General features: G+C 63.8%; 14 protein-coding genes and 1 pseudogene. 13 read left to right on the forward strand and 2 right to left on the reverse strand.

Annotated elements, in window-relative coordinates:
* Positions 1-86: 86 nt before the first annotated feature.
* The 8 genes and pseudogenes from ACIQWO_RS18050 to dxs form a co-directional block, all read left to right on the forward strand.
* Positions 87-473 (forward strand): annotated as a pseudogene (locus tag ACIQWO_RS18050) (CDP-alcohol phosphatidyltransferase family protein); the annotation flags it as partial.
* Between the two features lie 174 nt (positions 474-647).
* Complete coding sequence (locus ACIQWO_RS18055; protein ID WP_402828209.1) at positions 648-1,472, forward strand: 2OG-Fe(II) oxygenase; 825 nt, start codon at positions 648-650, stop codon at positions 1,470-1,472.
* The gene (locus ACIQWO_RS18060) at positions 1,473-2,495 is read left to right on the forward strand and encodes a flippase-like domain-containing protein (RefSeq protein ID WP_150577335.1); all 1,023 of its coding nucleotides are present in this window, start codon (positions 1,473-1,475) and stop codon (positions 2,493-2,495) included.
* A gap of 15 nt (positions 2,496-2,510) precedes the next feature.
* Entirely contained in the window at positions 2,511-3,275 is a 765-nt protein-coding gene (locus ACIQWO_RS18065) for an NTP transferase domain-containing protein (protein ID WP_039399729.1), read from the forward strand.
* A complete protein-coding gene (gene aepX, locus ACIQWO_RS18070) occupies positions 3,272-4,981 on the forward strand; it encodes a phosphoenolpyruvate mutase (protein WP_402826953.1) in 1,710 nt (569 codons plus the stop codon). Before ACIQWO_RS18065 ends, aepX begins: the two co-directional genes overlap by 4 nt.
* The gene (gene aepY / locus ACIQWO_RS18075) at positions 4,974-6,161 is read left to right on the forward strand and encodes a phosphonopyruvate decarboxylase (RefSeq protein WP_402826956.1); all 1,188 of its coding nucleotides are present in this window, start codon (positions 4,974-4,976) and stop codon (positions 6,159-6,161) included. Before aepX ends, aepY begins: the two co-directional genes overlap by 8 nt.
* A gap of 39 nt (positions 6,162-6,200) precedes the next feature.
* On the forward strand, positions 6,201-7,274 hold the full coding sequence (locus tag ACIQWO_RS18080) for a 2-aminoethylphosphonate aminotransferase (protein WP_233328161.1): 1,074 nt from the start codon (positions 6,201-6,203) through the stop codon (positions 7,272-7,274).
* Between the two features lie 21 nt (positions 7,275-7,295).
* Positions 7,296-9,200, forward strand: a complete 1,905-nt coding sequence (gene dxs / locus ACIQWO_RS18085; protein WP_402826960.1) for a 1-deoxy-D-xylulose-5-phosphate synthase — start codon at positions 7,296-7,298, stop codon at positions 9,198-9,200.
* A gap of 83 nt (positions 9,201-9,283) precedes the next feature.
* Here the strand turns inward: dxs and ACIQWO_RS18090 are convergent, their stop codons facing one another.
* Positions 9,284-12,694 (reverse strand): autotransporter outer membrane beta-barrel domain-containing protein, encoded by a 3,411-nt coding sequence (locus tag ACIQWO_RS18090; protein WP_402826963.1) that lies wholly within the window; start codon positions 12,692-12,694, stop codon positions 9,284-9,286.
* A gap of 608 nt (positions 12,695-13,302) precedes the next feature.
* Positions 13,303-15,936, reverse strand: a complete 2,634-nt coding sequence (locus ACIQWO_RS18095; protein WP_402826966.1) for an MMPL family transporter — start codon at positions 15,934-15,936, stop codon at positions 13,303-13,305.
* 253 nt (positions 15,937-16,189) lie between these two features.
* Between ACIQWO_RS18095 and ACIQWO_RS18100 the strand changes: the two genes are divergently transcribed.
* The 5 genes from ACIQWO_RS18100 to ACIQWO_RS18120 all read left to right on the forward strand — a co-directional run bounded on the left by ACIQWO_RS18100 (position 16,190) and on the right by ACIQWO_RS18120 (position 21,488).
* On the forward strand, positions 16,190-16,840 hold the full coding sequence (locus ACIQWO_RS18100) for a phospholipid-binding protein MlaC (protein WP_402826969.1): 651 nt from the start codon (positions 16,190-16,192) through the stop codon (positions 16,838-16,840).
* A 348-nt stretch (positions 16,841-17,188) separates the two neighbouring features.
* Positions 17,189-18,148: a 4-hydroxy-3-methylbut-2-enyl diphosphate reductase gene (ispH, locus tag ACIQWO_RS18105; protein WP_150665728.1), complete on the forward strand. Its 960-nt coding sequence runs from the start codon at positions 17,189-17,191 to the stop codon at positions 18,146-18,148.
* A 23-nt stretch (positions 18,149-18,171) separates the two neighbouring features.
* Positions 18,172-19,293 (forward strand): adenosyl-hopene transferase HpnH, encoded by a 1,122-nt coding sequence (gene hpnH / locus ACIQWO_RS18110; protein ID WP_402826971.1) that lies wholly within the window; start codon positions 18,172-18,174, stop codon positions 19,291-19,293.
* The gene (gene hpnA / locus ACIQWO_RS18115; RefSeq protein ID WP_150665730.1) at positions 19,294-20,289 is read left to right on the forward strand and encodes a hopanoid-associated sugar epimerase; all 996 of its coding nucleotides are present in this window, start codon (positions 19,294-19,296) and stop codon (positions 20,287-20,289) included.
* A complete protein-coding gene (locus ACIQWO_RS18120) occupies positions 20,286-21,488 on the forward strand; it encodes a glycosyltransferase (RefSeq protein WP_402826975.1) in 1,203 nt (400 codons plus the stop codon). The genes hpnA and ACIQWO_RS18120 overlap by 4 nt, the downstream gene beginning before the upstream one ends.
* Positions 21,489-21,527: the final 39 nt, after the last annotated feature.

The following is a 21,527-nucleotide window of genomic DNA, read 5'->3' on the forward strand; positions in this document are numbered from 1 at the left end:
CTCCTGCGCCGACTACAAGTAAAACCGCACGTCCCGTGCCGCCGCGCCCGCGTCAATACGACGCCCGCCTCGCGCGCTGGCTGGTCATGCCGCTAGTCAATACAGCGGTGACGCCGAATCACCTCACGACGGTTCGTCTAATCGTGGGGCTCGCTTGCGCCTGGGCATTCGCCAAGGGTGGCTATGCGATGGCCAATCTCGGCGCGCTACTGCTCGTGCTCTCGAACTTCATCGACCATACGGATGGCGAGCTTGCCCGTGTCAGCGGCAAGACGAGCCGGATCGGTCACTTTTACGACCTCGCGTCCGACGCGTTCGTTACGGTGCTGTTGTTCGGCGGCATCGGCATGGGTGTCAACGCGATGGCCCCGGGTCAATTCCCGCTGCCCGTGCCGCTGTCGGCCTCGGCGCTTGGCTGGATCGCTGGCTTCGCCGTCGCCCTGATCTTCTTCCTGCGCATGCGCATTGAGGAGCGTGTGGGTAAGGCGGGGACCAAGCAGGCCTCCGTTGGTGGCTTCGAAACCGAAGACGTGCTGTATCTGATGCCGCTCGTCACGCTGTTCGACGGCACGCGCGGCTTCCTGATTGCCGCCGCCATCGGCGCACCGCTCTTCGCGCTGCTGGTCGTGGCCGATTACGTGCGCGTGATGCGCCGCCCGCTGCCGGTGAAGACTGACGAATCGGCCAAGGCAGAATCCGCCTCGGCCGCTCCAGTCGCCCCGATGGCGCCCGCCGCATTTGCCGCAGACGCCGAGATCGAACGCGCCCTCGATGCCGTGGACTTCGACGGCGTCACGCGTGAGTTCAAGTCGCAGGACGCCTTCGTCTATATGGAGAAGTTCCTGCCGCAGTCGGTCACGGAGCAACTGATCGCCGCCGCGCGCGCGGTCACGCCGAGTGTGAACCGCAACTATCTGCCCGGTCACAAGCAGGGCGGTAGCGTGAGCCGTCATACGCTCGACGAGCTGGCCCCGTTCGTGGCCGAGCTGTACCGCTCGCCTGCCCTGATCGGTTTCCTCGAGCGTCTGGCCGGTGAGAAGCTGCTGCCGTCGCCGCAGGAAGACCCGCATGCGTATGCGCTGTATTACTACACGCGTCCGGGCGACCACATCGGCTGGCACTATGACACGTCCTACTACAAGGGCCGCCGCTACACGCTGCTGCTCGGTGTGGTGGACCAATCGAGCTGCAAGCTCGAATACCGACTGCACACGCGCAATCCCGGCGCGACACAAGTCGACGGCGCCGTGGCGTATCCGCCGGGCGCGCTGGTGTTCTTCGACGGGGACAAGCTGCATCACCGGATCACGCCGCTCGGCGATAACGAGGAGCGTATTTCGCTCACGTTCGAGTATGTGACCGACCCGCGCATGGGCACCTGGCAGCGCTTCATCTCGAATATGAAGGACGCGGTTGCCTACTTTGGTTTCCGGCAAGTGTTTCGTCAGATTTTTGGACGGACGAAACGCTAAATGAACCGGACCGCCATCGTCTCACTCACCCTCGGTTTCGCCCTTTTCGTCGCCCTGCTGATCTGGCAGGGCACGGGATCGGTGATGTCCACGCTGGGCGCTGCCGGTTGGGGCCTGCTGCCTATCGCCGCCTTCCACCTCGTGCCGCTGGTGCTCGACGCCGCCGCCATTCAGGTGCTGGTGTCGAAGTCGTGCACGCTCGGCCGCGCCACGCTCACGCGCTGGGTCGGCGAATCGGTCAACAGCCTGCTGCCCGCCGGGCAGATCGGCGGCCCGATCGCGATGGTGCGTCAAATGAAACAACGCGGCATGGCCGGTCGCGAAGCGGCCGCCGCCATCACCGTCAGCACCACGCTGCAAGCCGTGGCGCAAATCGTCTTCGCCCTGCTGGGACTGGCCGTGTTCGGCATCAGCGCGACGCAGAGCACCAGCGACAGCCTGTGGCTGCCCATGTTGCTCGCCACGGCACTCGTCTCCGCCCTGCTCTACGCGTTCTATGTCGCGCAGCGTCGTGGCATCTTCGGCTGGGCGTTTCGCATGCTCTCGAAGATGTCGTCCAAGCGCGACTGGTCGTCGTTGCTCGACCGTGCGGATGCCGTCGACGAAATCGTGCAACGCATGTACGGTCATCGCCGTCAGGTGCTCGCCAGTTTTCTGCTCAGCCTTGTGGGCTGGATCGTCGGGACTGTCGAAGTCTGGCTGATCCTGCAATTCATCGGGCATCCGGTGAGCTGGGTCGACGCGCTGCTGCTTGAAAGTCTCGGGCAGGCGATTCGCGGTGCTGCCTTCTTCGTGCCGGGTTCGCTCGGCGTACAGGAAGGTGGTTACCTGCTGCTCGCCCCGCTCGTGGGTCTGCCGGCCGACGCCGCGCTGGCCCTGTCGCTGGCCAAACGTACGCGCGAGCTGCTGCTCGGCGTGCCGGGCCTCGTCTATCTGCATTTCTCCGAACGTGGCTGGCGTCGTCAGCGCGCTGCGCAACAAAGCGTGCCGCTGCCCACTGCCACGGATACTGCACCGCTCTAAAGAAGGATATCGACCATGCGGGCCATCATTCTCGCAGCAGGCATGGGCCTGCGTTTGCTCCAGCCCGAAGACAAGCAGTCGCCCAAGTGCCTGCTGAAGTTCGACGGCATGTCGCTGCTGGAGCGTCACCTTCGCATGCTGGCAGCGGCTGGCATCACGGACGTCGTGCTCGCGCTCGGGTTCCATCACGAGCAAGTGAGCGAGGAACTGGAGCGTCTGAACTGGACGCCGCGTCCCAAGATTTACCTCAACCCGGAATTCAATCTGGGTAGCGTGCTCACGCTGCACACCACGGCCGAGGCCATGACCGCCGGTGGCGACGTGCTCGTCATGGATGCGGACGTGCTCTACGACCAGCGCATTTTCAACGCCCTCGTAGCGGGCAAGACCGCCAACCGTCTGCTCATCGATCGCGACTTCGAAGTCGGCGACGAGCCGGTCAAGCTGTGCCTGCGCGACGGCGTGCCGGTCGAACTGCGCAAGCAGGTCATGGTCGGCCTCGAATACGACACCGTCGGCGAGTCCGTCGGCTTCTTCCGTTTCAACGAAGCGACGGCGACGCGTCTGGCGGAAATCACCCGCGATTACGTCGAATCGGGCCGCGCCAAGATGCCGCACGAAGAAGCCGTGCGCGATCTGCTGCTCGAGCGCGGTGCGCAATTCGAAACCGCCGACGTCACGGGCTTCCCGTGGATCGAAATCGACTACCCTGAAGATGTGAAGCGCGCCGCCGATCAGGTGCTGCCGCAACTCGAACCGCTCACGATGGTGTCCGAATGAACGCTCCCGACGCATTTACCCTTCCGCCGACAGCCACGCGCGCAGCACAACTGCGCGCCATGCTCCTCAGCAATCAGCTCGAATTCCTGATGGAAGCCCACAACGGCATCTCCGCACGCATCGTGCGCGAAGCCGGTTTCAAGGGCATCTGGGCGTCCGGCCTGACCATTTCGGCGCAGTTCGGCGTTCGCGACAACAACGAAGCCAGCTGGACGCAGGTTGTCGACAACCTCGAATTCATGGCCGACGCCAGCGATCTGCCGATCCTGCTCGACGGCGACACCGGCTACGGCAACTTCAACAACATGCGACGTCTCGTGCGCAAGCTCGAACAACGTGGCATCGCTGGCGTGTGTATCGAAGACAAGGTCTTCCCGAAGACCAACAGCTTCATCGGTGGCGAACGTCAGCCGCTGGCCGACATCGACGAGTTCTGCGGCAAGATCAAGGCCGGTAAGGACTCGCAGGCCGACGACGATTTCTCCATCGTCGCCCGTGTCGAAGCGCTGATCGCTGGCTGGGGCATGGAAGAAGCCCTGCGCCGTGCCGAGGCCTATCATCAGGCCGGAGCGGACGCCATCCTGATCCACAGCAAGCTCAAGCGTGCCGATGAAATCGTGCAATTCGCGCGTGAGTGGGGCAACCGCTGCCCGCTGGTGATCGTGCCGACGAAGTACTACAGCACGCCGACCGACGTGTTCCGCGAAGCCGGAATCAGTCTCGTGATCTGGGCGAACCATCTGCTGCGCGCCGCAACGTCGGCCATGCAGTCGGTGGCTACCGAGATTCACCGCAACGAAACGCTCATCAACGTCGAAGACCGCGTCGCTACCGTGGACGAAATCTTCCGTCTGCAGGACGCCGACGAGTACACGCAGGCCGAAGACCGCTACCTGTCCGCCGCCAATGCCCCGCGCTCGGCTATCGTGCTGGCCGCCAGCCGTGGCAAGAACCTGGAAAGCGTGACGACTGACCGTCCGAAGGTCATGCTGCCGGTCGCGGGCAAGCCGCTGCTGCGCTGGCTGGTCGACGGCTTCAAGAAGCAGAACGTGAACGACATTACGGTCGTGGGCGGCTATCGTGCCGACGCGATCGACACCGCCGGGATCACGCTCGCCGTCAACGAACGTCACGCCGAGACGGGCGAACTGGCCTCGCTCGCACGCGTTGCCAACGCCTTCGCGCAAGACACCGTGGTGTCGTACGGCGACCTGCTGTTCCGCAGCTACATCGTGCGCGATCTGGTCGAGAGCGACGCCGACTTCACCGTCGTGGTCGATTCCACGGCGGCGGTCACCGCCAATGCGGCGAACGCCAGCGTGCGCGACTTCGCGTATTGCTCGGCGGGCGACGACCGCAGCCTGTTCGGTCAGCAAGCGCTGCTCGAAAAGATCAGCGGCGACGCCTCGGACGCGGGCCGCACGCCCAACGGCCGCTGGATCGGTTTGCTCGGTGTGCGTGGCGACGAAGGCCGCGCGCAACTCCAACGCGTTTTCGCCGCGCTTCAGGCACGCGCCGACTTCGACCAGCTCGGCATGCCCGAACTGATCAACGCGCTGGCCGCCGATGGTGCCAAGATCGAAGTGCAATACGTGCACGGCCACTGGCGCGGTGTGAACGACATGGAAGAATTCCGCCGCGCGGCCGATTTCGCCCATGGTCAGACGCCGTTCAGCGGCACCGCTCCGGAGACGCAAGGTGATTGAGGCAGGTCAGTTCGTCGAAGCCGCGCGCAAGCACGGCTTCACGTGGTACACCGGCGTGCCGTGTTCGTTCCTCACGCCGTTCATCAACTATGTGCTGCAAGACCCGACGCTGCACTACCTGTCGGCGGCCAACGAAGGCGACGCGGTCGCCATCGCAGCTGGCGCGACGCTCGGTGAAGGCCGTGGCGCACGCTCGGTCACGATGATGCAGAACTCGGGCCTCGGCAACGCCGTCAGCCCGCTCACGTCGCTCACATGGACGTTCCGTCTGCCGCAGTTGCTGATCGTGACGTGGCGCGGCCAGCCGGGCATTACCGACGAGCCGCAACATGCGCTCATGGGCCCGATCACGCCCGCCATGCTCGACCTGATGGAAGTGCCGTGGGAGTTGTTCCCGACCGAGCCGGATGCGATTGCCCCGGCGCTTGAGCGCGCAGTGCGTCATATGGACGAGACCGGCCGCCCCTACGCGCTCGTGATGCAAAAGGGCAGCGTGGCGCCGTTCCCGCTGCAACCGTCGGAGCGTCCGGCGCGTCCCGCACAACCGGCACCGGTGTCGGTCGTGCGCGGTGTTGCGCCGTCGGACATGCCGACGCGTCGCGACGCCCTCGCCCGCGTCATCGCGCACACGCCGCTCGAAGGTACCGTGGTGCTGGCGTCGACCGGCTTCTGCGGACGCGAACTCTACGCCCTCGACGACCGTGCCAACCAGCTCTACATGGTCGGCTCGATGGGCTGCGTGACGACGCTAGCGCTGGGTCTCGCGCTTGCGCGTCCGGACCTTCGCGTGGTCGCGCTCGACGGCGACGGCGCGGCGCTCATGCGCATGGGCGCATTTGCGACGCTGGGTGCTTACGGCCCGTCGAACCTCATCCATTTGTTGCTCGATAACGCTTCGCACGACTCGACCGGCGCACAGGCAACGGTCTCGCCGACGGTGTCGTTCGCCGGTGTGGCCGCTGCCAGCGGTTATGCCCTGGCGCTCGAAGGCGACACGCTCGACGTCATCGAACAGTTGTTCGACGGCCGCAGCCATAGCCTGAACGACGGCCCGCGCTTCGCGTGTCTGACGACGCGCCCCGGCACGCCGGACGGTCTGCCGCGTCCGAAGGTGACGCCGGAAGCCGTGAAGTCGCGACTGATGGACCATATTGCACAACGCGCACAGGCTTCGGCCTGAGCGATCCCCCTTTACGATATCTGCCGAGGAAGCTTCGCCATGCTGTTACTGAATCCGGGCCCCGTTACCCTGACCGAGCGTGTTCGCAAAAGTCTGTTGCAACCCGATCTGTGCCACCGCGAGCCTGAATTCTTCGACTTGCAGGACGAAGCCCGCGCGCGTCTGACGGCCGTCTACGGCCTCGACCCGGCCGTCTGGACGCCGGTGCTGATGACCGGTTCGGGCACGGCTGCCGTCGAGAGCATGACGGCTGGCCTCGTGCCGGAAGGCGGCCGCCTGCTGATCGTCGAGAACGGCGTGTACGGCGAGCGCATCTCGCAGATCGCAAAGCAATATCGCATCGACCACGACGTCATCCATTTCGAATGGATGCAAGCGCCGGATCTGGCGCAGATCGTTGCCAAGCTGGACGCCGCAGGCGAGCGTCCGTACACGAACGTGGCGATCATTCACCACGAGACGACCACCGGCCGTCTGAACGATCTGACGGGCATCTCGCGCGTGTGCCGTGAGCGCGGCATCGATCTGCTGGTCGACGGCGTGAGCAGCTTCGCTGCCGAAGCCATCGACTTCAACGACTCGGCCATCGTTGCCGTGGCCGCAACCGCGAACAAGTGCGTGCACGGCGTGCCGGGCGTGTCGTTCGTGCTCGTGCGCAAGGCAGCCCTCGCGAAGGCGTTCGCCCGTACCTACTATCTGGACATCGCTCGCCTCGCCAAGCTGCAAGCCGAGCGCAACACGCCGTTCACGCCGTCCGTGCAGGCTTACTACGCGCTCGTCGAAGCCCTGCGCGAACTGGACGATGCGGGCGGCTGGGAAAAGCGCCACGCGCACTATGGTGCGCTCGCCGAGCAAGCGCGCGCCGGTCTGGCTGCGCTGGGCATCGATAGCGTGCTGCCGCCGGGCGAATCGTCGGTGGTGCTGCGCGCGTACAAATTGCCTGCCGGTGTCGACTATCCGCGTCTGCACGACTGGCTCAAGGCCGACGGCTTCGTCATCTACGCCGGTCAGGGCGGTCTGTCGAAGGAACTGTTCCGTATCTCGACGATGGGCAACCTCACGGCCGCCGACATCGATCGCCTGCTGGCTTCCTTCGCCCGCCTGGTGAAGTAAGCCGGGGACAGACGTTCAGCCATGACAGATTTGCTAGCCAGCCTCCACTCCCCTGCCGAACTGCGCGCGCTCTCGCGCCCCGAATTGCGCCGTGTGGCCGACGAACTGCGCGCCTGCGTGCTCGAGAACGTTTCGCGCACCGGCGGACACCTGTCGTCGAATCTGGGCACCGTCGAACTGACGATTGCCCTGCACTATGTCTTCGACACGCCGAACGACCGGATCGTGTGGGACGTGGGTCATCAGACCTACCCGCACAAGATCCTGACGGGTCGACGCGAAGCCATGCCGACGCTGCGTCAGTGGCAAGGGCTGTCGGGCTTCCCGAAGCGCGACGAATCGCCTTGCGACACGTTCGGCACGGCGCATTCGAGCACGTCGATTTCGGCGGCACTGGGCATGGCGCTGGCCAGCAAGGTTAAGGGTGAAAAGCGTCACGCCATTGCCGTGATCGGCGATGGCGCGATGACCGCGGGCGAGGCGTTCGAAGCGCTGAACAATGCCGGTGTGTACGACGATCTGCCGTTTCTCGTCGTGCTCAACGACAACGATATGTCGATCTCGCCGCCGGTCGGCGCGCTCAATCAGTACCTCACGCGTCTGATGTCCGGTCAGTTCTACTCGGCGGGCAAGGAAAGCGTGCGCAATCTGCTGCGCAACGCCCCCGCGCCGATGCGCGAACTCGCCCACAAGCTAGAAGAACATGCCAAGGCCATCGTCTCGCCCACGGGCACGATGTTCGAGGAGTTCGGCTTCAACTATCTCGGCCCCATCGACGGCCACGATCTCGATGCGCTGATCCCGGCGCTCGAAAACATCAAGGCACTCAAGGGCCCGCAGTTCCTGCATGTGGTCACACGCAAGGGCCGAGGCTACAAGCTGGCCGAAGCCGACCCTGTGCTGTACCACGGGCCGGGCAAATTCAATCCGAGCGAAGGCATTCGTCCGGCCGCACCGGGCACCGTTTCGGCCAAGACCTACACGCAGGTGTTCGGGGAATGGCTGTGCGATGCTGCGGCGGCAGACAAGCGCGTTGTCGGCGTGACGCCAGCCATGCGTGAAGGCTCCGGCCTTGTCGAGTTCGAGAAGCGCTTTCCGGAGCGTTACTACGACGTCGGCATTGCCGAGCAGCACGCCGTCACGTTCGCGGGCGGGCTGGCGACGGAAGGGCTGCGGCCGGTCGTCGCGATCTACTCGACGTTCCTGCAACGCGGCTACGACCAGTTGATCCACGACGTCGCCTTGCAGAATCTGCCGGTCCTCTTCGCGATTGACCGTGGCGGTCTGGTCGGCGCGGACGGTGCGACCCATGCGGGTGCATACGACATCGCCTATCTGCGCTGCATCCCGAATATGGTCGTGATGGCCCCGGCAGACGAGAACGAATGCCGTCAGATGTTGCAGACGGCGCTGGGCATCGACGGCCCGAGCGCCGTGCGCTATCCGCGCGGCACCGGCCCTGGCGTGAAGACCGAAGCGGGTCTGTCGACGCTGCCGGTCGGTCGTGCGCAGGTGCGCCGTCAAAGCGCCGCCCCGGCAGGCAAACGCGTCGCGATCCTGGCCTTCGGGTCGATGGTCGCGCTGGCCGAACAAGTGGCGCAAGCCTTCGACGCGAGCGTGGTCAACATGCGCTTCGTCAAACCGCTGGACGAGGCGACGGTTTTGGAGATGGCGCGCACACACGACCTCGTGGTGACGCTCGAAGAAGCATCGGTGATGGGCGGTGCAGGTACGGCCTGTGTGGAAGCGCTCAACGCTAACGGCGTGTTGGTCCCTGTGCTTCAACTGGGCCTGCCCGACACGTACATCGATCAGGGCACACCCGCGCAACAACTGGCCTCCGTCGGCCTCGATGTGCCAGGCATCACGGCCTCGATTCGCCGGGCGATGGCTGAGCGTCTCGGCGGGTCAGTCGAGGCGGTCTAAGCAAGACCGCTGCCATCACGCCACGGATTACGCCCGGCATTGCCTGCCGGGCGCATCCATCCGCAGACGCCGGTACACAGACGTCACCACGTGTATTTCACACCGCCGCGCACTGCGAGTTGCCGGTAGTCTTGCTGCCCCCACGACCCCGACACGTTGGCCCAACCGGTCCAGCGTTTGCCCAGCAACGCGTTCAGTCCCAGCTTCGCCTCGAACCTGTCGCGCGGGTACATCGTGCCAATCGGCAGCGCATTGAACGAGACCGAGCTGTCGGTCGTCGTGCGCCACCAGTTGAACGTGAAATAAGGCTGAAACCGGCGCCCATCGTCACGAACCCACGTGCGATGCGTGCGAATGCCCAGTCGCGTGACCAGCCCCGATGAGTTCGCCCCACCGATGCGCGTGCCGTTCGGCTCGGTGAAATCGTTCTCGTGATAATCGATGTAAATGATCTGGGCCTGCGGCTCCACGACCCAATCGCCATGCAGGGGAATGGCGTAGCCGGTCTCCCCCGATATGGCGAATCCCCCCGCGTGGTACTTCGCAGCGTCCAGGGTGTCGCCGTCCACCTGGTTGTTGAACCAGCCGACCTGCGCCCACGTATCGACGTAAGCGCCCAGCTTGTGTTCGTCGTTCTGATACCAGGTCGCGTAAGCCCCGAGACTCCAGCCCTCCACCTTGCCTTGTGCGTGTGCAGGATTTCCCTGTGCCGTGGCATTGCTGTTGGCCGTGCCGTAACTGAGCATGCCACCGACGTGCACGCGATCCGTCTCGCTCAGCATCGACCAGTCGGCGAACTCCAGACCGCCGTGCAGCAAGAACGCATTGGTGCGAACGTTAAAGAGTCCGTTCGCGCTCTGCGACCGCTCCCATTTGCCGACCATACGCAACCAGCCGGATTTGGGTTTGTCGGACGCTTCGTCGTCCGTGCGCGCCATATTGAACCCTTGCTCGTTGACGTATTGCGGCTCACCAAGCCGATCATGCAGGCTATGCACGAACATTTGTCCGGCCAGTCGCTGATTCGCGAGATACGCCGCGATCTCGGGACGGTACAACGGTTCGGGATCCGGCTCCCGGTCCGAGCGTAGATACCAGACGTTGGTACCACTGCCGTCCTCAGCGCCGCGAAACAGGCGATATTCGTACGGACCGGCGACGACACGCCGGTCCAATGTGAATGCGCCGCTGTCGCTGGCCGACGGTGCCGTGCCGAGAATGTCCACTAATGCAATGCCGTTCCCGGTCGTCAGTGCACCATCGCCGCCGACGTTGCTCACACGTATGCGAGTCGCACCACCGCTGCCGGTGGCGGCCGCGTCGACGACAAGCATGTCTGAATGGCTGTTGGCACCGCCCTCGTTGAGCACGCTGTTGAGAAACAAACGTCCACCATTCGAGACGTAAAGACCTCCGCCATAGTTGCCCGCCGACTGGCCGCCGGAGATTACCAGCACGTTGCCCGCGACATTGCCACCACCGCTCACGTCGACGATGCCGCTGTTGGTGAATGTCTGAACACCCAGCAACTGCCCCTGCACCGGCCCGCCCAGCGACGGCGTATTCACCTGATAGCCGAGCGGGAGATAGGCCCCTGTCGCATCGAACGTGGCGACGCCCGTGGTCGGCTGCCCGGCCAGCGAAAGCACGCCCGCATTCACGATGGCGTTGCCGCTGGCAGTCCCAAGACTGTTCGCGGCGATGCGCCAGGTATCTTTGACGCCGCTTCCGGTCGTATCGGCGAAGTTGCGCAAGGCCCATGTCCCGGTGTTGTTGATCGTCGTAGCCGCGCCGGTTGCCGTGACGAGGCCCGTCACCTGCCCGCTGTTGTCGACGGTGAACCGCGTGCCTGCGGCCTGTGCGTCGCCTCGAATAGCCACATCGCTCAGGGCGGCGACGGTACCCGAGTTCGTGACTGATTGCGCACCGCCATTCACTTGAATGCCCGCACTCGTCCCCCACCCTGCCGAGATCGCACCTGCGTTGCTGACGCTCACGGTGCCCGACGTCGTTTGCGCATCGATACCCGACGACCCGGTGCCGAGTGTGGAGATCGCACCGGTGTTCGCGACCGAGACCGTGCCGCCGCCGGTGGAATTCGCCCAAATGCCCTGGCTGCCGGACGCACCACTGGTCTGAATGGGGCCATCGTTGACGATGGACTGTCCGCCGCTCACTGTCAGCGTTCTGATCCCCTGCTGCGCGTTGCCTCGGGCGCGAAGCGTGCCCGTATTCGTGACGAAGACATCGCCGTGCCCCAGCCCGCCCAGATAGGCGTTGCTCGCGAGGATCGCGGCACCGGAACCGTTGACGTCGATCAGCGGCCCCGTATTCTGGATCGCGACCTCGGCCCCCTGACTCAGTCCCTGAATGCCGAACGATCCCACGCCGGTTCCGTCACCGCCTCCCGCGTCCGAATGCGTGACGATGGTGCCTTGTGAACGAATGGTGACGGTGCCGTCGGTGGCACCGGTGGTCGCATAAATGCCATTGGCATTCGAGTTGAATGTCTCGATGCGCGCACCGGTGTAGGTGATGTCGACATTGCCCGCCGACGCGGCATCGATACGTATACCGCCAGCGCCATTGCCATGCGCCTCGATGGAGCCACCGTAGTTCACGCTTGCGTGGCCGCTCCCCGCGCTCACGATGATCCCGTATCCACGGCTGGCCGTGGGACTGCCGGTGACGACGATATCGCCGTTGCCGGTAATCGAAACGTCACCCGTGCCCTGCGACAGCACGTAGATGGCGCGTGCGCCGGTGTCGTCGGCGGTCGTGCCCACACGAAGCGTGCCGCGATTGTCGACCGAGACCGAACCGTTGCCCGTCGTGCCGTTCGTGACGTAGATACCGTGCCCGCCCCCCCCCGACGTGGTGATCGCCCCGGTGTTGGCGACCGTCACGCTTCCGCCCGGAGAGACGGCGCGAATACCGAAGCCATTGACACCATTGGTCGTCAGCGCCCCACTGTTCTGAACGCTGACATTGCCGTTGGTGGTCTCGGCAAACACACCGAAGGCATTGCGCCCGATCGCCTGCACGTTGGCAGCATTGGAAATTTGCGAATTGCCGTCGACAGAACGGGTGTGCACTCCGGCATGATTCCCTTGCGACGAGGTGTCGGTGTTGTCCACCACGAACGACACACCACTGCCGACTCCCGCGACGGCATTCCCCGCACCGGTCGCCTTGACCCAGACACCATTGCCGCCGACCGTCGAAATGGTGCCTGCACCACTGTGACTGACTAATGCGTTCCCGCCACCGCTGGCGTTGATATCGATACCGTCGTGTTCGTTGCCGAGCACACGGTTGTCGATCGTCAGCGTAGTCCCCTGTGTGACCACGACTGACGACGATCCGCTTGTGGCGTTTGCAATAGCAACGGCATCGAGCGCAGCCCCCGTCGCAGCGACCGAATTGACGCCGCCGTCGATCGCGATGCGCGCATCGGATGCCGGGGCCGTGCCGCCGGGATTCGTAATTTGCACATAGATGCCATTCAACGCAGACGGGGGCGATGTCGATATCGCCGTGCCACTCACGTTTAATGTCGCATTGGCACCCACGCCAGTGGCCCGCAAGACGTGTCCGACTGTCGTTGAGAAGGTCGTGCCTGACGTTGTCGAAAGACTCGCCGCGTTACCCGCAGCGGGCTGACAGAAATAGCCGGACGTGTACTGACCCGTTGGGACCACGCCGCACAGGGCGGATTGCGCGTGACCGTCCTGACTCGCAACGGCCAATGCGATGCAGTGTGAGATGGCAATCGCACTTGCAGGACTACGAAGCAAGGCGCCACGCTGTATGTCATGCGCTGCACGACTGAATCGCATTCGCCCCCCTTTTCGGCTCACCGTCTCACAAGTGAACTGCACGTTTTAGGGGCGATTATTAATCCAACAAAAGCGAACAAACAACAAAATAAGTCAATTTAAAACAACGTAGTAATTTCAATATTTTTTATATTTGAAGTTTAAATACAACTTAATTGTTTCCATCATCGCGTGCAAAGCGCATCCGAATATTCGAACGCACAATGACATCGGGCGCATCAACGATGCGCCCGATGTCATGACGGCCCCCCGCCCTTCAGTCGTTACGACTTCGGCGGTACAACCTTCTCGCGCGGCTTACCCATCAGCACCGGCTGGAAGAACACCGCACCGATGAGCGTACACACCAGCGACAGCGCCAGCAGCTTGCCCATGCTCGACGTGCCCGGGTGATGCGACAGCCAGAGACTGCCGAACGCAATGCCCGTGGTTGCCGCAGACAGCACGATCGCCTGCGTGAGACCGGACGCCAGCAAGCGGTACTGCCCGTGACGCCATGCGATCACGTAGTAGATCTTGAACGCGACCCCGACACCCAGCAGCAACGGCAGCGCGATGATGTTCGCGAAGTTCAGCGGCAAACCGATCAGCACCGTCACCTCAAGCGTGACGGCCGCCGAGACCAACAACGGGACCAGCGTGCGCAGCACGTCGCCGAAGTTGCGCAGCGCCAGCCAAAGCAGAATCGTGATCGACAGCAAGGCCCACGCGCCCGCCTCGATGAACGCGCGAATGATCGTGTTGGCCGAGCGCAGAATCGAAATCGGACCGCCGACGGCGTCCGGCGTCGTGCGCAGCACGGCCTCGGTGAATTTGCGCAGCATCACGTCGTCGCTCGGGTCCGCACCCTTCTCCACGCGTGGCGAGATGTTGACGAGCGCGCGTCCGTCAGCGGCCACCCACTGCGACGCGATGTCCTTCGGCAACGATTCACGCGTCACCGAATGCGGCTGCAAGGCGTCGCGCAGTTGGCCGAGTGCCAGCTTGAGCGGGTCGGCAATCGCACGGTCTGCACGGTCACGCGTGGCCGGATCGGCCGCTGCGAGCTTGCGCATCGCCGCAGCCAGACGCTGCGCTTCCTTCGCGCCCTCACCCGGGTAATCGAGTGCGGCGTCTTCCAACTGGCCTGCGGCCGTCTTGAGCGCCGAGATGCGTGTCGCATCCGGCACAGCGGCCAGCGGCGTTTGCGTGAGCACCGGCAGCAGCGACTTCGCCGCCGTGCCGATCATCGCCAGCTTGGCGGGCTGGTCGGACGGTAGGAACGTGGTGAGCGTCACCACGCGGCCGATCTCCGGCACGGCACGCAGCTTCGCGGCTTCGGCGTCGGCATCTGCGAGATTCGGCGCGAGCAACTGCACATCGTTGACACCCGCTTCCGGCGAATTCGACAGATCGATGAGCGTCGCCATCGACTCCGTATGCGGGTCCTTCAGGTGCAGCGGATTGAAATCGAAGTGCAGATGCGCGAGCAACGGCAGCCCGGCAATGACCAGCGCAAGCGTGCCGTAAAGCAACGGCTTGCGGTGCTTCTCGGTGAAATCGTCGACCGGCCCGAGGCTGCGGAACCCGGGCGGACTCGGCTCACCCTTCGGCTTGAACACGCTGATGAGGGCCGGGAGCAACGTAATCGCCGACGGGAACGCCACGCACAGAATGCCGACGCCCGCGATCAACCCCAGTTCGGATACGCCGCGATAGTCGGTCGGCAAGAACGAGAAGAAGCTGGCCGCCGTGGCCGCTGCGGCCAGCGTGAGCGGCATCGCAATCTGCTTGCCTGCGCCACTCAATGCGCCGCGCAACACTTCATCGCCCGATTTGCCTTCGTCGTGTTCCAGACGATGGCGCTCTTCGCGATAGCGCACGCCAAACTGAATGCCGAAGTCCACGCCGATACCGACGAACAGCACGGCGAACGCCACGGAAATCATGTTGAGCGCGCCGACCATCATCAGACCGAGCGCGAACGTGACGGCAAGCCCTGCGAGCAAAGTGATGAAGACCGCGAGAATCATCTTGCCCGAGCGCACCGCCAGCCACAGCACCACGAGCACCGCGAGCAACGTGATGACGGCGTTCGGCCCGGCGTCCTGACGCACCGATGCGAACTCTTCGTCCGACAGCGGACGCGGACCGGTGAGGCGCACCGTCGCGCCGTAGCGCTCGGCAAGCTTCAGGTCGGCGACGGCGTCACGAATACGCGTGGCCGCGTTGGCGCCCGCTTCGAGCGCGCCGTAATCCAGCACCGGCTGCACCTGCACGTAGCTGCGCGCGACGGTATCGGGCGCGACCAACGCGCGCCACGACATCGCGGCCGGACGACTGGCGAGCACGGCTTCCGAGGCGTCCGCTGCGTTGCCCAGCAGGCGCGACATATCGGAGAGCTTCACCTGACCGGTTAGCAACGGCGTCTGCAACGTCACGGACAGCAGGTTCGACAGACCGGCGAGGCTCGGATCCTGCGCGAGACGGTTGAGCAACGGTTTGGCGTCTTCGAGCTTGCCGGTAAGCGATTTGACGTCGTCCGTCGACGCGAACAACAACGCGTTGTGCGCGAAGAAATCGCCCGCGCCGGGACGGCTCACCGCGCGAAACACGTCCGTCTCGCTTTCCAGCTTGGCCGCCAGCTCGGCCGCAGCCTTGTCGGCGAACTCGGCGGCGGGTGCTTGTACGACGGCCAGCGTCAGGTCGGTCTTCTGCGGGAACGCACGGTCGATTTCACGACCGCGTTCGGCGGCCGGGGTATTCAGATCGATCAGGCTGGAGACGTCGGTGTTGATCGCGAAATGCTTGGCGACGTACACGCAACTGGCCACCACGAGCAGCAGCGAAGCGAAGATGACCGGGTACGCGTGCTTCGCCGAAAAACGGACGATGCGCACGACGAGCGAAGTCAGCATGAAGCGGTTCCGGAAGAAAGTGGAAGTCTCACTGTGACGTCCGACGCATTGTCTGCCACCACCCAATACGTAACGAAAGGTTAAACATTGGCGGGAATCAGGAACCAATCGCGGAGAAAGTCCGTCGATCAGCCAGAGAATGCGCAGTGAACAGTGAATTTACAAAATCGCAGCAGTATACAGGGGCCGGGTGTGCGTCACGTGCACTACACTACGGCCTACCCCCGAATCCAACCTATTCAGACAAGCTGGCATGAATAAATTCCTGATGACGGTGGCTGCCGTCGCATTGAGCGGTATCGGCAGCGTAGCGACCGTATCCAGTGCCTGGGCGCAGGCAAGCGCCAACCCGAACGACATGGTGAAGACGGCCGTCGAGACGGTCGTCAAGGGCGTGAAGGCCGATCCGGCGGCCAAGACCGGTGATGTGACCGCCACGGCGCGCGTCGTCGCCCGCGACTTCCTCCCGTATGCCGACTTCCAACGCACCACGCGCTTTGCCGTCGGCCCCAAAGCCTTCGACGCCGCGACGCCCACCCAGCAACAGCAGGTCTTCGAACAGTTCCAGCAACTGCTCGTGAACACCTTTGCGCTGCAACTCTCGCAAGTGCGCGGCAACGACCTGACGTTCAAGTTCGATCCGGCGAAGCTCACCGCAAACAGCAGCGACGTGGTGGTCGGTGCGACTGTCAGCGGCACCGGCGACAACCTGTCTGTCGCTTACCGTCTCACCAAGACCGACAAGGGCTGGAAGATCTACGACATCAACATGATGGGCGAGAACGTGGCCAACGCCTGGCTCATCCAGTTGTATCAGCCGCAGTTCAAGGCGCGCATCGCTCAGGGGGGCATCGACAGCCTGATCGCCTACCTGCGCGAGAAGAACGAGCGTTTCGGCAAATAAAATCAAAGACTTAGAGAAGCCATTCGCTTCCAGCCAGGCAGATTGAATGACCGTTCGCCGAGATTTGCGGGGAATGGCAGCAGGATCGGCGCAGAACTCACCCAGATCGGCGCCGATTCGTCAACATTTATGCAACACTTGCGGGCGCTCTCCTACCGGGGGTCGTCAGCAATATTTGGCAGCCACGGTTACAATCGCTGCTTGTCAAACGACCGGACGGCGGTCCCCCCACGGGTGTGTACGAATTGCCATCGAAACTGGCCTTGTACGCTCCATCGCGCCTTGCTTCGAGGTGCATGGAAGCCCGATAGAAACCGCCATCCCGGCCGACCTGAGCCGGAGAGCTGAATGCAAGTCTTACTTGCCCAACCCCGCGGGTTTTGTGCGGGTGTCATACGTGCCATCGAGATCGTAGAACGTGCGCTGGAAAAATACGGCGCGCCGGTCTACGTTCGTCATGAGATCGTCCATAACAAACACGTAGTCGATTCGCTCAAGGCGAAGGGTGCGCGCTTTATCGCCGAGTTGTCCGAAGCCCCTGCGGGCGCTGTCACCATTTTCAGCGCTCATGGCGTCGCACGCGTCGTCGAGCAGGAAGCGGAGATTCGCGGTCTGAAGGTGCTCAATGCCACCTGCCCGCTCGTCACCAAGGTGCACATTCAAGGCAAGAACTACGTGTCTGCCGGCCGTGAAGTCATTCTGATCGGTCACGCCGGGCACCCGGAAGTCGAAGGGACGATGGGCCAGATCGACGGTCCGGTTCACCTCGTGCAGACCGAGGCCGATGTCGACGCACTGCCGCTCGCCATCGACACGCCGGTCTCGTACGTCACGCAGACCACGCTGTCGGTCGACGAGACTCGCGGTATCATTGCTGCGCTGCAACGTCGCTTTACCAATATCGTCGGCCCGAACACCAAAGACATCTGCTACGCCACGCAGAATCGCCAGACCGCCGTGCGCGAGCTGTGCGAGCGTGTGGACGTACTGCTCGTGGTCGGGGCGACGAATAGCTCGAACTCGAACCGCCTGCGCGAAATCGGCTCCGAAATGGGGCTGCCGAGCTATCTCGTGGCCGACGGCTCCGAGGTAAATCCGGAATGGGTGCGTGGCAAAGCCCGCATCGGCATTACCGCAGGGGCGTCCGCGCCCGAGCGCATGGTCGAAGACGTGATCGATGCGCTGCGTCGCATCGACACGGTCGAAGTGACTCTCATGGACGGCATCGAGGAAACCATCCAGTTCCGCTTGCCGTCGGAATTGACCAAAGACGAGCCGGTCGCCGCACGCCACGCGGTCGCTGGCTAACGCTATACGAACAGGAGCCGAACTTGGCCATCCCCTTCCTTCAACAGGCGTATGTTGGCGCCTATCTGATGAAGCAACGCTTCAAGGGCACCAAACGCTACCCGCTGGTGCTGATGCTCGAACCGCTCTTCCGCTGCAACCTGGCCTGCTCGGGCTGCGGCAAGATCGACTATCCGGATCCCATCCTGAACCAGCGCGTCTCGCTCAAGGACTCGCTCGACGCCGTGGACGAATGCGGCGCACCGGTCGTCTCGATCGCTGGCGGCGAGCCGCTGCTGCACAAAGAGATGCCGGAGATCGTCAAGGGCATCATCGCGCGCAAGAAGTTTGTGTATCTGTGCACGAACGCCCTGCTGCTCGAAAAGAAGATCGACGACTACGAGCCGAGCCCGTTCTTCGTGTGGTCGATCCACCTCGACGGCGACCGTGAAATGCACGACGCCGCAGTGTCGCAAGAAGGTGTGTACGACCGCGCCGTGTCCGCCATCAAGCTGGCGAAGTCGCGTGGCTTCCGTGTGAACATCAACTGCACGCTGTTCAACAACGCCGATCCGGAAAAGGTCGCCAAGTTCTTCGATTCGACGAAGGACCTGGGCCTCGACGGCATCACCGTGTCGCCGGGCTACGCTTACGAGCGCGCTCCGGACCAGCAGCACTTCCTGAACCGTTCGAAGACCAAGCAACTGTTCCGCGACATTCTCAAGCGCGGCAACGGCGGCAAGAACTGGACGTTCAGCCAGTCGAGCCTGTTCCTGGACTTCCTCGCCGGTAACCGTTCGTACCACTGCACGCCTTGGGGCAACCCGACGCGTACGGTGTTCGGCTGGCAGCGTCCGTGCTACCTGCTCGGCGAAGGCTATGCCAAGACGTACACGGAACTGATGGACACCACCGACTGGGACAAGTACGGTGTGGGCAACTACGAGAAGTGCGCCGACTGCATGGTGCACAGCGGCTTCGAAGCCACGGCCGTGAACGAAACCATCTCGCACCCGCTGCGTGCTCTGGGCGTGGCGCTCAAGGGCGTGCGTACGGAAGGCAAGATGGCGGACGACATCTCGTTCGCCAAGCAGCGTCCGGCTGAGTTCGTGTTCTCGAAGCACGTCGAGATCAAGCTCGACGAACTGCGCCGGGCCAAGGCGTAAATGCCGTCGCGAGTGCTGGTCACCGGCGCCTCCGGGTTCGTCGGTTCTGCGGTAGCACGTACGGCGCTCGCGCGCGGTCATGAGGTTCGCCTGCTGGTGCGTGGCACCAGCCCCCGGGCGAACCTCGCCGACCTGCCTGTCGAGGTCGTGGAAGGCGATATGCGCGACGCGGCATCGATGCAGCGCGCGCTGACCGGCGTGGACGCCCTGCTCCACGTGGCCGCCGACTACCGCCTCTGGGCGAAAGATCCCAACGACATCATGCGGGCCAATATCGACGGCACGCGCACGGTGATGGAAGCCGCGCTGCGTGCAGGCGTCGAACGTGTGGTGTACACCAGCAGCGTTGCGACACTGCGTGTGCATGACGCCACTGGCCCTGTCGACGAAACCTCCCCGAACGAAGAAGCCACGACCATCGGCGTGTACAAGCGCAGCAAGGTCGCGGCCGAACGTCTGGTCGAGCGCATGATTGCGAACGACGGCCTGCCCGCCGTGATCGTCAATCCGTCTACGCCCATCGGGCCGCGCGACATCAAGCCCACGCCCACCGGGCGCATCATCGTCGAAGCCGCGCAAGGCAAGATTCCCGCGTTCGTCGATACCGGGCTCAATCTCGTGCACGTCGACGACTGCGCCGAAGGCCATTTGCTGGCGCTTGAACGTGGGCGTATCGGCGAGCGCTACATCCTCGGTGGCGACGACGTGCTGCTGCGCGACATGCTCGCCAGCATCGCTGGCATGGTCGGACGCAAAGCGCCGAAGATCGCCTTGCCGCGCTGGCCGCTGTATCCGCTTGCGATGGCAGCGCAAGGCGTGGCGCGATTCACTGGCAAAGAGCCGTTCGTGACGGTCGACGGCCTGAAGATGTCGCGTTATCACATGTTCTTCTCCTCCGAGAAGGCCAAACGCGAGCTGGGCTACACGGCCCGCGCCTATCCCGAAGGCCTGCGCGACGCGCTCGCCTGGTTTGGTTCTGCCGGATATCTCTCATGACTGTTTTGGCCTGGATCGCCGCGTTGTCGCTGGCCATCTGGATCTACCTGCTGATCTCGCAAGGCGATTTCTGGCGTGCGCGTGAGCGCGACGATCTGAACGAAGACCGTCTACCCGCCCCCGCCGTGTGGCCTGCCGTTGCCGTCGTCATTCCGGCGCGCAACGAGGCCGAATCGATCGGTCAGGTGGTCGAGTCGCTTTGCCGTCAGGACTACGCGGGACGCCTGCGCATCGTCGTCGTCGACGACCAGAGCAGCGATGGCACAGCGGACCTCGCGCGCGAAGCTGCGGCCCGCGCCGCCGCCGACGGCCTGACGCGTCGCGTGGATGTCCTCTCGGGCCAACCGTTGCCCGGCGGCTGGACTGGCAAGATGTGGGCGGTGCGTCAGGGCGTCGCATTCGCGAGCGATCCGGCGACCAACGACGATGGCATCCGCCCCGAATACCTGCTGCACACCGACGCCGACATCGCGCATTCGCCCGACAACGTGCGCCGTCTGGTGACGCGTGCGACGGGCGACAACCGCGTGCTCGTCTCGCTCATGGCAAAGCTGCGTTGCACGGCATGGTTCGAGCGCACGCTGATTCCGGCGTTCGTGCTGTTCTTCCAGATGCTGTACCCGTTCGCCTGGGTCAACGATCCGAAGAAGAAAATGGCGGCCGCGGCCGGTGGCTGCATGCTGATCCATCGGCCGTCGCTCGAAGCCGGTGGCGGCATCGAAGCGATTCGCGACGAGATCATCGACGATTGCGCGATGGGACGCATGCTCAAGAAGCAAGGTCCGATCTGGCTGGGACTGACGGAGCGCGCCGTGAGCGTGCGTCCGTACGACAACCTCGGCGAGATTCGCAAGATGGTGTCGCGCACGGCTTACGCGCAGTTGCAGTACTCGCCGGTGCTGCTGGCGGGCACGATCGTGTCGTTGCTGCTGACGTTCATCGTGCCACCGGTCATGACGATCTTCGGTTCGGGCATCGGCCAGTGGCTTGGGCTCTTCGCGTGGATTGCGATGACGATTTCGTATCTGCCGATGCTGCGTTTCTACCGTCAGCCGTCGAGCTTCGGTCCGATGCTGCCGCTCGTGGCCGCGCTCTATACCGTCTTCACGTTCGACTCGGCGCTGCAACACTGGCGCGGTCGCGGTGGGATGTGGAAGGGTCGTGCGCAGGCGCGCGGTCAGCAATCGTCGGACGTTTGATTTCAGCCTTTCGCAAAATTCAAAACCCCACAAGATGCT

The sequence above is a fragment of the Pandoraea sp. NPDC090278 genome, from assembly GCF_044772185.1.
GTDB lineage: Bacteria > Pseudomonadota > Gammaproteobacteria > Burkholderiales > Burkholderiaceae > Pandoraea.